A 14460-nucleotide genomic window follows, 5' to 3' on the forward strand; every position below is an offset into this window, starting at 1 on the left:
TGAATCTAGCGGGAGAACAGCTTTCCCGCCCAGACCCTCACGAATCCCTGGGACAGGTACCCGAGCGCCCCGAGCGCCAGCACCCATTTGGTGACGCTGACCGCACTGGTGGCCCGCACGGTCGCGTCGGTGATGTGCTCACGGTGGGACAGCAGGTACAGCCCGACGACGTTCTCGGCGTAGTCGCCCGCCGCCGAGATCACCGGCGCCACCGCCAGCACCTTCCGCGTTCTCGGCGACAGCGGGGTCAGTTCCGCCAACCGCCGGGCACCCGTGCGCAGCGCGACGGCGTAGATCAGCGGGTGGACGAAGTCCGGGTAGTAGTGGCTGCGGTAGCGCGCCGTGTCGGAATCGGTCATCCCGTCGAGGATCGCCGTGTAGTCCCGGGCGGAGCGGGCCGTCTGGATCTCGGCGAGCCGGGGTGCCACGGGACCGAGCAGGCGGATGATGTTCGCCTGCGAGATCACGAATGCTGCGGACCAGCCGAGGAGTCTGCGGTCGAGTGCGGTGAGCGCCATGAGCAGATCCTGCCATTGCCACCGCGCAGTGTGTCTCAGCCGGCAGCCTCGGACATCGCCTTGGCGTCCTCCTCGCCGAACTTCTCCTCGAGCGCCTCGGGCGAGTAGTCCAGGTCGATTTCCTCGACCGGGCGTCCGCGCGCGGATTCGATCGCCCCCAGCCTGCGCTGCGCCCGGTCCGCGGCGTACGCGATGAACTCCTGTTCGTCGAGCCCGTACGGCTGGACCTCGAATTGCTTGTTGACCCAGTCGATCATGCCCAGTGCCAACGGCATCAACTCCGCCATCCGCTCCTGGACCACGCCCCAGTTGCCGTCGTCGGCGGCGACGTGCCTGCGGCAGGTGAACGTCCCCCACGCCATGTGGCGTCGTTCGTCGTCGCCGATCCTGCGGACGAGTTCCTGCATTCCCGGCAGGATTCCGCGCGTCGTGCACACCTTCTGCCACGCGTAGTACCCGGTGAGCGCGAGGCTGCCCTCGATGACGTGGTTGTAGGTGACGCTGGCCCGCACCTGATTGGCCGGGCTGGGATCGGTCTCGAGGACCTTCAGCGATCCCGGCAACTCTTCGTAGAACAACTGCCGGTAATACGGGTTCTCGGCGACGAAGGGGTGCAGGTCCCGGGTCAGGCCCACCGCGTCCATCCACAACCGGAACACCTGGGTGTGCTTGGCCTCCTCGAAACAGAACTGCGTCAGATACATCTCGTCGCCGAAACGCCCCTCGGCGGCCATCGCCTTCATGAACGGCTGGATGTCCTCGGTGACCGCTTCCTCACCGGCGATGAACTGCGCGACCAGATACGTGGAGTTGCGCTGCTGCTCCGAGTTCAGCCCCTCCCAGTCCTCCGCGTCCCGGCTGAAGTCGAGGTCCGTGGGGTTCCAGAACTTGGCGTTGCCCTTCGTGAACAGCCGCAACGGGAACGCGTCCCAGTTGAGTCCCCCGTCGCGGAGCGAGCTGAACCCTTGCCTGCCGGGCGCGTAGGGACGTCCGGGCGTGAGTGTCGACATCGTGGGTCCTTCTTCCTCGTTCCGAGCCCCCTCTTTCCGTTTCCACGCTAGTCCTGTCGAGGCCGCCGCGGTTTACATTTTCGGACTTTTTGTCAGCTCGTCTGAAGCTTCATCAGAAACGGCAGGACGTGGGCGGCGAACTCGTCGTACCGGTCTCGGTGAATGCTGTGCCCGCCCGGAAACACCACCACCCGGCACTTCGGTATCGCCGCGACCGCGGACTCGAGCTTGCCCGGGTCGACCATCCCGCCCGGACCACCGCGCAGGATGAGCGTGTCGGCCTCGATGCCCGGCAATCGGTCCCACCACAACGGATCCGGGCGGCGGAACTGCTCGATCGCGGAGCCCGTCATCGACCGGTCGAAGGCGAACACGGCCCGCGGATGCCGGATGACGCTCGTCGTCGCGTGCCAGAGTTCCGGCAGCGACGGCAGCCGGTTCGCGAACACCTGTTCCGGGTCACCGGGTCGCAACGGGAGCGGGGCCTCCTCGATCACCAGCCGGCGGACCAGCCCCGGTCGGGCCTGCGCCGCGAGCGACGCGGCATGGCCGCCGAGCGAGTGCCCCACGAGATCCACCCTCGTCAGGCCCAGGTTGTCGCACACCTCGACCACGTCGGCGCCGAACTCCTCGAACAGGTACGACGCGGCGCGGGCACTGCGACCGTGCCCCCGCAGATCCGGGACGAGGACGCGCCGCCCGCGGGCGACGAGTGCGCGGGCGAAACGGTGCCAGGTGCCGCCGTCACCGCCCATCCCGTGCACCAGCACCACCGGCACGGACGGGACGTCCGCCGACCCCGGCACCGAGGGCTCACCGCTGTCCCGGTAGGCGATCTCGATGCCGGTGCGCGTCGGGGTAGTCCTGGTCGTGTCCACGACAATCCAGACTAGCGAGCACCGGCATCCCGGCCGCGGACTACCGGCCCGACCCGTACGGGCGGGTGATGATCTCCAGGTAGTGTCCGGACGGGTCGAGGAAGTAGACGCCCCGGCCGCCGTCGTTGGTGTTGATGGTGCCCGGCAGCGTCTGCCGCGGATCCGCCCAGTGGTCGAGACCCCACTCGACGATCAGGCCGTAGATCCGGTCGAAGTCGTCCTCCCCGACGAGGAACGCGTAGTGCTGCGGCTGGAATTCGATCGGCGGTTCCGCGAAGTCGAGGGACACCCCGTTGTCGAGCGCGACCGCCAGGAAATGTCCGGCGGGCACGGCGTCCGGCAGCCCGAACAGCGTGGTGAAGAAGGTCGCCGACTCCTGCTTGTCCTTGGCGGCGACGATCGTGTGATTGAAGGAAATGGTCACAGTCGACCCTTTCGAGGTATGCCACGAGCCGACGACGCGACTGTGGCCGGCCTCCATGCCTGACGCTGTCCGCCACCGGCACGCGACCCTCTGCACAGCAAAGCATTTCGGACGGCCGGTCCGCAAGCGATGCCGGCGCGCGAGCTGTGTCACTCATGGATGCCTCACTCGTAGATTCCCTCCACCGACCAGCGGCCTGCCGTGCAGATCACCAGCAGCGCCCGCGACTCCTCCAGCAGCACCTGCGCCCTGGCCGCCGTCCGCGCCGCCGGAGGGTCCCACCACCGCTCGTCCACCGGCCACGGTCCGGCCCATCCGCACACCGCCCACTCCCTGCTCCCCCACCGCAGCCGCGCGGGAGCCGCGCTGAACACACCACGTTCCGTGACCGTCACAGCGATGCCCCGCTCGTCCGACATCCACACCTCCGGATACGCGGTCAGCACCGCGGCGGGCGCCGGTTCCGGCAACGTGCCCGGCCACGGCTCCGACGGATCGTTGCGAGGAATCAACTCGTCGCCCAACGGCAGCAACGTGATGCGCTCCGCCGGTCCCCGCCCACCGCTGAGGACCCCCACCTGCACGGCTTCCCCGCCGAGCAGGCCCTGCACCCGCACCAGGGCCCGCCGGGCCCGTTCGTCCTGGTCCCCGACCCCACCCCACAGTCCCAACTGCAGGGCGCCTGCCGCCACCACCTCCACCGGTTCGAGCCGCAGGACGGCGATACCGGCGGTGGGCCGCTTCTCGCTGCGCCCGGTGAGCCACCCGTCCAGCTGCCACCGCACCCGGTCCGCCGTCGCCTCGGGAGTCAGCGGTTCCGCGCACCTCCAGATCCGGGACAGTTGTTCACCGTTGCCGGTGCTCGCCGAGATCGACAGCCGGGTGCAGGCCACCGCGGCGTCCGACAGCGTGCGATGAAGCTTCTCCGCCAACGCCCGTCCCGCGAAGGCGGCGGCGTCGACCCGTTCGATGACGGGATCGCACCGTTCCTCGACCTCCAGGTCCGGAGGCAGCGACCGCCCCGAGGGGGGACGCTCCGGCTCACCGCGCGCGGCCCGATGCGCCAGCACCGCATCGGTTCCGAACCGCGACGCCACGTCGCCCGCCGACAGCGCGGCGAAACTGCCGATCGTGCGCAACCCGAGCCGGTGCAGCAGATCGACCAGCTCCCCGCGATGCGGCGCCGCGAGGCTCGGCTCCGCCGCCAGTTCCCGCATCGGGAGCGGCGCCAGGAAGGCCGCCCCCTCGCCGGGTGGCACGAGAGTTGCTCTGCGCGCGGCGATCACGGCCGTGGACAGCTGATCGGCGATACCGACCTGGCATTCCACCCCCACCGCCGACACCTGGTCCACCAGCCGTTCCGCGGCGGCTTCCTCCGAACCGAAATACCGGGCGACGCCGCGAGCGGACAGCACCACGAGACCGGGCCGCAGCACCTCGACTCCGGGTGCCACCGCGTCGACGGCCGAGGCGACCGGCTCGAACAGTCGCGCGTCGCGGTCGGGATCGGCTGCCACCACATGCAACCGGGGGCACCGGGCCTGGGACTCGCGGCGGCGCAGACCTCGCCGCACCCCGTCCGCGCGGGCCGGCGCCGAGCAGGCGATCACCCGGTTGCCCGACGTCACCGCCACCGGATGGGTGGGCGGGAGATCCGCGGCGGCGGCCGCCGCGACCGCGGGCCAGTCGGGGCACCACAACGCCAGCACCCGGCTCACAGGCCCACCACCTCCACCGGATCCGGGAAGGGGACGGCCTCGAGGGACACCACCGGTTCCGGGGTGCTCACCCATTCCACCCGGCCCTGCGCCGACCGCACGTCCAGCCGGGTGGTGCGCGGCTGGAACGACCGCCCCCGGGCGCACACCGCCAGGCTGAGGGACCGCAACCGCCCGCAGCCCCGGTCCTGAGATCCGTTGCCCAGCCCGGCATAACCGTGCACCCGCGCCTCCAGACGCATCTCCGCGCCGTCCCAGTGCCCGTCCGTGACGACCAGGGTCGCCCCCTTGCTCCGGGCGCGGGCCACCACCGCACGCGCCCGGGACGGCGCCACCGACGCCCCTCCCAGCCCGAGCACCACCAGATCCATTCCGTCCAGCAGCACCGCGGCGATCTCCACCGGATCGGCGCCCGGGTCCGGGATCAGGGCCAGCCGTTCCAGTTGCGCGCCCATCTCGACCGCGGCCAGCACCCCGAGCCGGGGATGCCCGATCACCGCGACGTGACCGCCGCCCGCGGTGACGGACGCGACCAACCCCAGCAGGAGCGAGGTGGCACCCGACACCGACACCACCGAACCGCGCACCAGTCCGCCCCGGGGAAGGAGGCCTGCCAGCGCGGCCGGAACCGGAAGCACCCCGGCGGCGTGGGAATCGGGAGCCGCGGACGTGCCCGTCGCAGGAAATCCGCCCTCCACCGGGGCCCGGCTCGCCACCGATTCCCCGCGTGCGGGAACGGCGGCCATCCGTCGCCGGAGGTAGTCCAGACGCTCCTGCCGGGACAGCCCGGACAACTCGGGAGCCCCCGGCACCGGCAACCCCGGCTCGCCGGCCACTTCAACCAACTCGACACCCCTGACACTCGGCACCAACAGCGGTCGGCAACCACGGGGAAGACGCGGCTCGAACAGACGCTTTGTTCGAACGTATTTTCGAACCCGTTCTCAGTAAAGCGGGTCCGTGCAGGCCCGTCAAGTGGACCCCGAACGACCAGGTCAGGACGGCCGCGCGTCCCGTGTCCGCACAATCCTCTAACCTGAACGCGTGATGGAGCAGGAGCAGAGCGAAAGGGGCATCGGACCCGAATACCTGGTGGCCGGAAGGTACCGCCTGCGGTCCAAACTGGGCGGCGGCGGAATGGGCGCGGTCTGGCTCGCACGGGACACCCTGCTGCACCGCGACGTCGCCATCAAACAGGTCACCACGACAGCCGGACTCGACCCCGAGGAGGCCCGCCGGGTCCGCGACCGCACCATGCGGGAAGGCCGCAACGCCGCCAAACTCGCGCACCGGCATTCCATCGCGATGTACGACGTGGCGCTCGAAGCCGGGGAGCCCTGGCTCGTCATGGAGTACCTGCCGTCCCGCAGCCTCGCCCAGGCGATGAACATCGCCGACACCCTGCCCCCGCTCGAGGTCGCCCAGATCGGCGCGCAGGTGGCCGACGCGCTCACCGCCGCCCACGCCGCGGGGATCGTGCACCGGGACATCAAGCCGGGCAACATCCTCGTCGCCGACCGCGGCCGGGAACTCGGCACCGTCAAGATCAGCGACTTCGGTATCGCCCGGGCCAAGGGTGACTCCGCGGACACCGCGAACGGGGTCATCACCGGCACGCCCGCGTACTTCTCCCCCGAGGTCGCCCGCGGCCAGGACCCCACCGAGGCCAGCGACGTCTTCTCCCTCGGATCCACGCTGTACACCGTCGTCGAAGGGCAGCCGCCGTTCGGGATCGACTCCGATTCCATCGCACTCCTGCACCGGGTCGCGAAGGCCGAGATCTACCGACCGAGCAAGGCCGGACCCCTCACCGACACGCTGCTGCATCTTCTCGAACCCGACCCGGCGCGTCGTCCGACGATGGCCGAGGCCCGCGACGCCCTGGCCCGGGTGGCCATGGCCGGGGACGGCAACGTCGCGCACCTCGTCGGCTCGCCCGTCTATTCCGCGGACGGCACCATCCCGGCGTGGGCTCACCGGTCGACACCGTTGCCCGACTCACGGCGCCGCGGCAAACTGGTCGGTTCCACGCAGGCCGGGCTGCCCGCCGTGCATCAGAGCACCCCGCTCAAGAACGTGCCGCGTCCGCTCGGCCGGTTGCAGTGGCCTCCGCGCCCGGCGAAACCCGCTCCGGGTTCGCCGGCCCCCACCGTCCGCGACCAGGTGGTCGCGTGGGCGCCGATCGCCATGGGTGTCATGGTCGCGATCCTGATCCTGGCCGTGCTCGTGGCCGTGATCGTCCTGCTCGCGCAGCCCTGACCCCCGGGGACGTCAGTCGATCCGCCTGCGGTGCGCCCACCTGGTGAGCGCATTCCGGTTGGACTGCTGCGTCTTCCGCAGCACGTTCGACGCATGCGTTTCGACCGTCTTCACCGAGATCACCAGTTCCTCGGCGATCTCGCGGTACGTGTAACCGCGGGCGAGGAGCCGCAGCACTTCCAGCTCCCGCGGCGTCAGCGAATCCAGCTCCGGATCCAGCTGCGGCTCAGGAGCATTGGAACGTCCGGTGAAGGAGTCCAGCACGAAACCCGCGAGCCGCGGACTGAACACGGCGTCACCGCCGGCGACCCTGCGGACGCCGTCGGCCAACTCGGCTCCCGAGATCGTCTTGGTGACATACCCGCGGGCGCCCGCGCGAATCACGGCGATCACGTCCTCGGCGGCGTCGGACACACTCAGCGCCAGGCACACCGGACCCGACTCGATGCCCCGCAGCACCGCGACACCGCCGCCGTCGGGCATGTGGACGTCGAGCAGCACGACGTGCGGCGAGGTGGCGTTGATCCCAGCCACCGCCTCCGCGACACCGCCCGCCTCGCCCACCACCTCCATGTCCGCTTCCCTACCGAGCTCGGCACGGACACCGGAGCGGAACACGGCATGATCGTCGACGAGAAAGACACGGTACGGGGGTGTTTCAGGCAAAGTCACTGCGGCTGTTCCTCGCGTGGGCGGGTAGTGTCACCCCACTGTAGAGCGTGTCGCACGATTCACCAGATCGCCGCACCACTGCCGGCATCCCGTCGTCGCCGTCCGTGGCGATATCCGATTCGACGATGGCAAAGATACTTCGGAATGAATCCCCCTTGACGTCTCGCGTCGCACCCCGCGCAGCACGGTGTGACCGCACGACCCCCACAGTCGCGTGGCGGGCGAACACTACCCCCTCACGAGGACAGCAGCGAGCAGGCGCCGCGCACGAGGGGAACCGACACGACGAAAGCGGTGCTCACGCGCCCTGACTGAACGGCACGTCCTCGACGCCGGTGTCCGTGCTCTCGGCGGCCCCCGCTCCCGCGCGCGTCCGGCCGTTCCGCGGCATGTGGATTCGCACCTCGGTGCCCTTGCCGGGCGTGGACCGCACGTCGACGTGCCCGCCTCGCCGTTCGATCCGTCCGCGAATCGACTTCGCCAGCCCCTGACGGTCCGGCGACACCTCGTCGACGTCGAATCCGACGCCGCGGTCCCGGACGAACACACTGACCTGCTCGCGCTCGGACTCGGCGAACAGGTTGATGTCGGTCTCCCCGGAATGCTTGGCCGCGTTGACCAGAGCCTCCCGCGTCGCGCCGAGCACCGCCGTGAAACTCTCCTTCGACAGTCCCTCGCCGGTGCCATCGACGTCGAGGGCCACGTCGCCGACCGTCACCGGCCGCACGGTGACGCCGTGATGGTCCTCCACCTCACCCGCGATGATGCGCAACGCCTCCGCCAGGCTCGAATGGTCGGTGTCTCCTCCACCGAACAACCACTTGCGCAGTTCCCGTTCCTGCCCCCGCGCGAGCCGCGCGACCTCCTGGGGATGGTCGGCCTGTTTCTGGATCAGCGCCAGGGTCTGCAGGACGGAGTCGTGCAGGTGTGACGCAATCTCCTCACGCTCGTCGTTGCGGATCCTCGCGGCGCGCTCTGCTCCCAGTGCCCGCCACAGCCGCAACCACAGGGGCACGGTCAGCAGTCCGGCGCCGACCAAGGTGACCACGACGGCCAGCAACGACGAACGCAGCGCGGCGAAGTCGACCTGCGCGAGGATCACCACGCCGAGACCGGACACGATGAGCGTCACGCCACCGAGGACCCGCGCCCAGGTGAGGACGGTGGGGCGCTGCGGCAGCCCGATGACGGTGCGCGGCCCCTCCGAATCGAATTCGCGCCACACCAGGGCCGCGCCGACCGCCACCACGATGATCGGTGCGATCACCGAACCGACCCGGCCGCTGAACAACCACGACAACGCGGACGCACCGGCCAGACCGATCGCGATCAGCCCGTACGCTCTGCGCCGCTCGGACGCACTGGGCTTCTCCGTGTCCGAACCCGCGGCCGTGAAGATCCACAACAGCCCGTAGCCGACGATGCCCGCGCCGGCGAGCGCGGCGAGACAGGCGAACGCGACCCGCACCTTCATCACGTCGATATCGAGCTGATCGGCGATACCACCTGCGACGCCGCCGACGATGCGGCCACCGGTCCGGCGTTCGAGCCGCGGCATGGGGAGACCGCCGGGCGGTACCGGCGCGGTGACGGCGCCCGCGTACCGGTCGCCGCCCGCGGACGTGTTCACAGGTTGCACACCTTCGATACTGGCACGATCCCCGGGCCGCGGCATCAGGGTCCAACCCTGACCTGGGGCCGCGTTCCGGCCCACCCCGACCGGAAAGATCAGGGTACTTCCCGATGTACGCGCGCTGCGGCGACCGGAACGATGGTCGTATGAGCAATGGGAGCTTCCAAGAGCAGATACAGGATCTGTGGCGGACCCGACCGGTGCGGTTGCCCGGCCGTGGCCACGTCGCCGGTGTCTGTGCGGGAATCGGCTACCGCTACGGCGTCGATCCCGTACTGATACGAGTCGCGTTCGTCGTCTCCACCATTTTCGGCGGCGCCGGTGTGCTCCTCTACCTGGCGTGCTGGCTCACCCTCACGAAGTCGGGCGACCCGGCCTCCCCCGCGGAGTCGTTGATGGGACGCGGTCACAGCTCCGACTCGGGCACCAAGACCGTCGTCCTTCTCGTCGCACTGGCGATCGCGGTGAGCACCGTCGGCCCCTTCGGCGTCGGCCTCGGCGGCTCCGGGCTGATCAGCATGGCGCTGATGCTCGGCGGCCTGTGGCTGCTGTACCAGCGGCAGCCGATCCCCCCGCCGTCGCCCGTCGGAGCCGTCACCCCCGGTGTCGGCACCGGCTATCCCGGGACGAGTTTCTCGCCCGGACAGTTCGGCGCCAACCCGTTCGGCCCGGGCACGTACGGTTCGGGTGCGTACGGTCCGTACACGAAGCTTCCCGACTCCTACACGCCGAGCACGCCTCCCACCACCGGGCAGCCGGCGGACGCGACCGGCGAGGCCCCCACCGAGGCACTGAAGCCCGAAACCGCTGCCGCCCAGACCGATCCGGTGTCGTTCGAGAAATCCCCGACCGCCGGTCCGCGGGTCGACCAACCGTCGGCGCCGTTCGCGCCGCTCGAACCGCGACCACCGGCATGGGACCCGCTCGGTGTCGCCCCGTTCGCATGGGACCTGCCCGAGCCGGCCAGAACCACCACTCCCGCAGTACAACCGGAGCGCACGCATTCCCGCCTGACCACCATGGTGATCGGACTGGCCATCCTCGCAGCCGCCGCAGCGACGGCGCTGGCGGTCGCCACCGGATCCGACTGGCTGAACCCCGGTCGCATCGGCGCGGTCGCGCTCGCCGTCATCGGAGTGGGGCTGCTGATCGGCGGCTTCCTGCGCAAGGGCTACGGGCTTCTCGTCGTCGCAGGCCCGCTGATCGGTTTCGTGATCCTCGCCTCGCTCGTCGGGTCACTCGACCTGAACAGCGAGAACATGGGCGACCGGACCTGGGTGCCTCTGACGGCCGCCGACATCGAACCCGCCTACTCCGGTGGGTTCGGCAGCTTCACGCTCGACCTCCGGAACGTCACGCTCACCGACGACAAGACGGTCGACGTGAGCGGTCAGTTCGGTGAGTTCGTGGTGCTCCTGCCGCCCGGCATGAACGTCGAGAAGCACTGCACCGCACAGTTCGGCGACGCACAGTGTCTCCCCGACGGTCTCGACGGCGGTGCCGACGGAACGGACGGTCACGTCCTGACCCTCAATGCAGATGTCCGGTTCGGAAGTATGGAGGTGCGCCGTGGATGACGTCGACGACACTCAGGACGGCGAGCAGACCCGGACGCGCAAGCGCCCGTCACCGCTCCTGCTCCTCGCGGGGGTGGCAGCCCTGCTGGTGAGTGGATGGGCGCTCGCCGGGCCGTTCTCGCTGGAGCCGCTCGCGGACGTCGAATTCCGCTGGCTGTTCGTGGTGGTCGCGGTGCTGGTCGGCGTGGTTCTCGTGTTCGCACCCAACCGGCGACGATAGGCGCTGACGCGCACGTGCGCGGTGAGCGAGTCAGGCGACTCGCTCACCGCGCACAGTGCGTCACTCCCACTCGATGGTGCCCGGCGGCTTGCTCGTGATGTCCAGCACGACCCGGTTGACGTCGTGAACCTCGTTGGTGATCCGGGTGGAGATCCGCTCGAGAACGTCGTAGGGCAGTCGCGTCCAGTCCGCGGTCATCGCGTCCTCGCTGGACACGGGGCGGAGCACGATCGGGTGCCCGTAGGTGCGTCCGTCGCCCTGCACTCCGACGCTGCGGACGTCGGCGAGCAGCACCACCGGGCACTGCCAGATCTGGCCGTCGAGCCCGGCGGCCGTCAGCTCTTCGCGCGCAATGGAATCCGCGTGACGCAGCAGGTCGAGCCGCTCCTGGGTGACCTCGCCGATGATGCGGATGCCGAGCCCGGGGCCGGGGAACGGCTGGCGTCCCACGATCTCCTCGGGCAGACCCAGCTCGCGCCCCACCGCGCGGACCTCGTCCTTGAACAGCAGGCGCAGCGGTTCCACGAGAGTGAACTGCAGATCTTCGGGCAGGCCGCCGACGTTGTGGTGGCTCTTGATGTTGGCCGTGCCGGTGCCGCCACCGGATTCCACGACGTCGGGGTACAGCGTGCCCTGCACGAGAAATTCGACCGTGTCGCCGTGCGCGGCATTCTCTCCGAGCACGTCGCTGACGGCACCCTCGAAGCTGCGGATGAACTCGCGGCCGATGATCTTGCGCTTGGTCTCCGGGTCGGACACCCCGGCCAGTTCACCGATGAAGGTGTCGGCGGCGTCGACCGTGATGAGCCGGGCGCCGGTGGCGGCGACGAAATCCTGCTCGACCTGCGCACGCTCCCCGGCCCGCATCAGGCCGTGGTCGACGAACACGCACGTCAGGTTGTCGCCGATCGCGCGCTGCACGAGCGCCGCCGCGACAGCGGAGTCCACACCGCCCGAGAGTCCGCAGATCGCCTTGCCGTCGCCGACCTGCTCGCGGACCTGCTCGACGAGGGCGTCGGCGATGTTCGCGGCGGTCCAGGCGGGGGGAATGCCGGCGATCTCGTGGAGGAACCGGCTGAGTACCTGCTGGCCGTGCGGCGAGTGCAGAACCTCCGGGTGGTACTGCACACCGGCGAGCCTGCGGGCCCGGTCCTCGAATGCGGCGACGGGTGCGCCCTCGCTCGTGGCCGTCACCTCGAAGCCTTCGGGGGCCTCGGTGACCGCGTCGCCGTGGCTCATCCACACGGGCTGCTTCGACGGCAGTCCCTCGTGCAGCAGACCGCCCTGCACCTTCAGGTCGGTGCGGCCGTACTCACGGGTGCCGGTGTGGGCGACCGTCCCGCCCAGTGCACCGGCCATGGCCTGGAATCCGTAGCAGATGCCGAACACCGGGACGTCCAGATCGAACAGGGCCGGATCGAGCTGCGGCGCCCCGTCGGCGTAGACGCTCGACGGCCCGCCGGACAGCACCACGGCGAGCGGATTCTTGGCCGCGATCTCCTCGACGGTCGCGGTGTGCGGGACCACCTCGGAATAGACCTTGGCCTCACGCACCCGCCGGGCGATCAGCTGCGCGTACTGCGCGCCGAAGTCGACGACGAGGACCGGTCTCTGTTGCTCGATATCTGCCACCGGTTCAGTCTAATCGGCGCAGCTCTGTGGTCTGCGCGACCCCACGACCCGGCCCTCGCCGGCGCTATGCAACACCGTGCTTCCGGGTGTCGGGCAGCACCGAGCCGTTTCGGATCTCGACGATCGGCAGCACCAGCGCGGCGGGCGCGCCTTCCGGGACGACCGGCTTGATCGGCGCGACCGGGTTCAGGCGCCGGTATCCCTCCCCCTGCGCCGGACGCAGATCCACGTCACCCTTGTTCGGCCACAGGGACGCCGCACGCTCGGCCTGCGCCGAGATCGTCAGCGACGGGTTGACGCCCAGGTTCGCGGACACGGCCGAACCGTCGACCACGCTCAGCGTCGGGTAACCCCACACCCGGTGGTACGGGTCGATGACGCCGTTCGACGGTTCCGACGCGATCGTGCAGCCGCCGAGGAAGTGCGCGGTGAGCGGGATGTTGAACACATCGCCCCAGGTGCCGCCTGCGCGACCGTCGATCTTCTCCGCGATCCGCCGGGTCGCCTCGTTGCCCGCCGGGATCCAGCTGGGGTTCGGCTGACCGTGGCCCTGCTTGCTGGTGACCTTGCGCCGGCCGAACAGTCCCTTCTTCGTGTACGTGGTGATGGAGTTGTCGAGGTTCTGCATCACCAGCGCGATGATGGTGCGCTCACTCCACTTGTACGGGGTGAGGACCTTCAGCGCCGTCGGATCCTTCGCGAGTTCCCTGAGGAACGTCATCCACCGCCTGCCGCCGCCGTCGGTCAGCAGCGTCTGCAGCATCGCCATCGAGTTCGACCCCTTGCCGTACCGCACCGGCTCCACGTGAGTGTCGGGCGTCGGGTGGAACGACGACGTGATCGCGACACCCTTCGTGAGCTCGAGCGCGGGGTCCACCTTGTTCTTGGCGGCGCCGAGGATCGACTCCGAGTTGGTGCGCGTGAGCACACCCAGCCGGTCGGAGATCTTGGGCAGCGCGCCCGACTCCTTCTGGTCGAACAGCAGATGCTGAGTGCCCCACGTGCCGGCGGCGAGGACGACGTTCGCCGCGGTGTACGTCTTGCGGTTCCGGTTCTTCCGCGGCCCGCTGCGCCGGGTGAACACGTCCCAGGTGCCGTCGGACGCCTCACGCAGTCCGCTGACCGTCGTCATCGGGACGATCTCGGCGCCGGCCTTCTCCGCGAGGCCCAGGTAGTTCTTGAGCAGGGTGTTCTTGGCTCCGTGCCGGCATCCGGTCATGCACTCGCCGCATTCGATGCATCCGGTGCGGTCGGGGCCGACGCCGCCGAAGTACGGGTCGGGCACGGTCTTGCCCGCTTCGCCGAAGAACACGCCGACCGGGGTCTGGATGAACGTGTCGCCCACGCCCATGTCCTCGGCGACCGACTTGATGATCTCGTCCGCGGGGGTCATGTGCGGATTCTGGACGACGCCGAGCATCTTGCGGGCCTGCTCGTAGAACGGCGTGAGCTCGTCGTGCCAGTCGGTGATGTGCGACCACTGCCTGTCCTGGAAGAAGGAGGCAGGCGGCTTGTAGAGGGTGTTCGCGTAATTGAGCGACCCGCCGCCGACGCCGGCGCCGGCGAGGATGAGGCAGTCGCGGAGCAGGTGGACGCGCTGGATGCCGAAGAACCCGAGGGCGGGCGCCCAGAGGAATTTCTTGAGATCCCAGCTGGTCTTCGCGAAGTCCGCGTCGGCGTAGCGACGGCCCGCCTCGAGGATGCCGACCTTGTACCCCTTCTCGACCAACCGGAGCGCGGTGACACTGCCACCGAATCCGGAACCGACGATGAGGACGTCGTAATCCGTTGTGCGCTGCTTGCTCATCACTCGACCTCCAACGAACCTGAGTTTATTACTCGCCAGTATGCACCCGGCAGTTGTGACAGCTGCCACAAGGGTCACCTTAACTGTAACGAGAGGTATCAGGAACGGTCGC

At 69.6% G+C, this 14460-nt stretch carries 13 protein-coding genes; 3 read left to right on the plus strand and 10 right to left on the minus strand.

Annotated features, from left to right (window positions below; all coding sequences use genetic code 11):
* Window positions 1-5: 5 nt before the first annotated feature.
* From P3H15_RS02280 to P3H15_RS02305, 6 genes are all read right to left on the minus strand, one after another.
* Entirely contained in the window at window positions 6-518 is a 513-nt protein-coding gene (locus P3H15_RS02280; protein ID WP_276135781.1) for a hypothetical protein, read from the minus strand.
* A gap of 35 nt (window positions 519-553) precedes the next feature.
* Window positions 554-1528, minus strand: a complete 975-nt coding sequence (locus P3H15_RS02285; protein ID WP_276135782.1) for a R2-like ligand-binding oxidase — start codon at window positions 1526-1528, stop codon at window positions 554-556.
* A 92-nt stretch (window positions 1529-1620) separates the two neighbouring features.
* A complete protein-coding gene (locus P3H15_RS02290; protein WP_276135783.1) occupies window positions 1621-2406 on the minus strand; it encodes an alpha/beta fold hydrolase in 786 nt (261 codons plus the stop codon).
* A 40-nt stretch (window positions 2407-2446) separates the two neighbouring features.
* Complete coding sequence (locus P3H15_RS02295) at window positions 2447-2830, minus strand: VOC family protein (RefSeq protein WP_015889979.1); 384 nt, start codon at window positions 2828-2830, stop codon at window positions 2447-2449.
* A 164-nt stretch (window positions 2831-2994) separates the two neighbouring features.
* On the minus strand, window positions 2995-4548 hold the full coding sequence (locus tag P3H15_RS02300) for a DNA polymerase Y family protein (protein WP_276135784.1): 1554 nt from the start codon (window positions 4546-4548) through the stop codon (window positions 2995-2997).
* Window positions 4545-5384 (minus strand): hypothetical protein, encoded by an 840-nt coding sequence (locus P3H15_RS02305; protein ID WP_276135959.1) that lies wholly within the window; start codon window positions 5382-5384, stop codon window positions 4545-4547. Before P3H15_RS02305 ends, P3H15_RS02300 begins: the two co-directional genes overlap by 4 nt.
* 211 nt (window positions 5385-5595) lie before the next feature.
* Between P3H15_RS02305 and P3H15_RS02310 the strand changes: the two genes are divergently transcribed.
* Window positions 5596-6807 (plus strand): serine/threonine-protein kinase, encoded by a 1212-nt coding sequence (locus tag P3H15_RS02310; protein ID WP_276135960.1) that lies wholly within the window; start codon window positions 5596-5598, stop codon window positions 6805-6807.
* 12 nt (window positions 6808-6819) lie between these two features.
* Here the strand turns inward: P3H15_RS02310 and P3H15_RS02315 are convergent, their stop codons facing one another.
* Both P3H15_RS02315 and P3H15_RS02320 read right to left on the minus strand, forming a co-directional pair.
* On the minus strand, window positions 6820-7479 hold the full coding sequence (locus P3H15_RS02315; protein ID WP_009479420.1) for a response regulator transcription factor: 660 nt from the start codon (window positions 7477-7479) through the stop codon (window positions 6820-6822).
* A gap of 298 nt (window positions 7480-7777) precedes the next feature.
* Window positions 7778-9154: an ATP-binding protein gene (locus P3H15_RS02320; protein ID WP_276135785.1), complete on the minus strand. Its 1377-nt coding sequence runs from the start codon at window positions 9152-9154 to the stop codon at window positions 7778-7780.
* A 68-nt stretch (window positions 9155-9222) separates the two neighbouring features.
* On the opposite strand from P3H15_RS02320, the gene P3H15_RS02325 reads away from it, so the two are divergent.
* Together P3H15_RS02325 and P3H15_RS02330 are read left to right on the plus strand one after the other, a co-directional pair.
* Window positions 9223-10689 carry a PspC domain-containing protein gene (locus P3H15_RS02325; RefSeq protein ID WP_276135786.1) on the plus strand — a complete coding sequence of 489 codons (1467 nt, stop codon included), beginning with the start codon at window positions 9223-9225 and terminating at the stop codon, window positions 10687-10689.
* A complete protein-coding gene (locus P3H15_RS02330; RefSeq protein ID WP_276135787.1) occupies window positions 10682-10909 on the plus strand; it encodes a hypothetical protein in 228 nt (75 codons plus the stop codon). The genes P3H15_RS02325 and P3H15_RS02330 overlap by 8 nt, the downstream gene beginning before the upstream one ends.
* 60 nt (window positions 10910-10969) lie before the next feature.
* Here the strand turns inward: P3H15_RS02330 and guaA are convergent, their stop codons facing one another.
* Window positions 10970-12541, minus strand: coding sequence for a glutamine-hydrolyzing GMP synthase (gene guaA, locus P3H15_RS02335; protein WP_276135788.1), 1572 nt, complete (start codon window positions 12539-12541; stop codon window positions 10970-10972).
* Window positions 12542-12605: 64 nt separating this feature from the next.
* Window positions 12606-14348: a GMC oxidoreductase gene (locus P3H15_RS02340; protein WP_276135790.1), complete on the minus strand. Its 1743-nt coding sequence runs from the start codon at window positions 14346-14348 to the stop codon at window positions 12606-12608.
* Window positions 14349-14460 lie beyond the last annotated feature (112 nt).

Source organism: Rhodococcus sp. T2V (assembly GCF_029269925.1).
Taxonomy (GTDB): domain Bacteria; phylum Actinomycetota; class Actinomycetes; order Mycobacteriales; family Mycobacteriaceae; genus Rhodococcus_F; species Rhodococcus_F koreensis.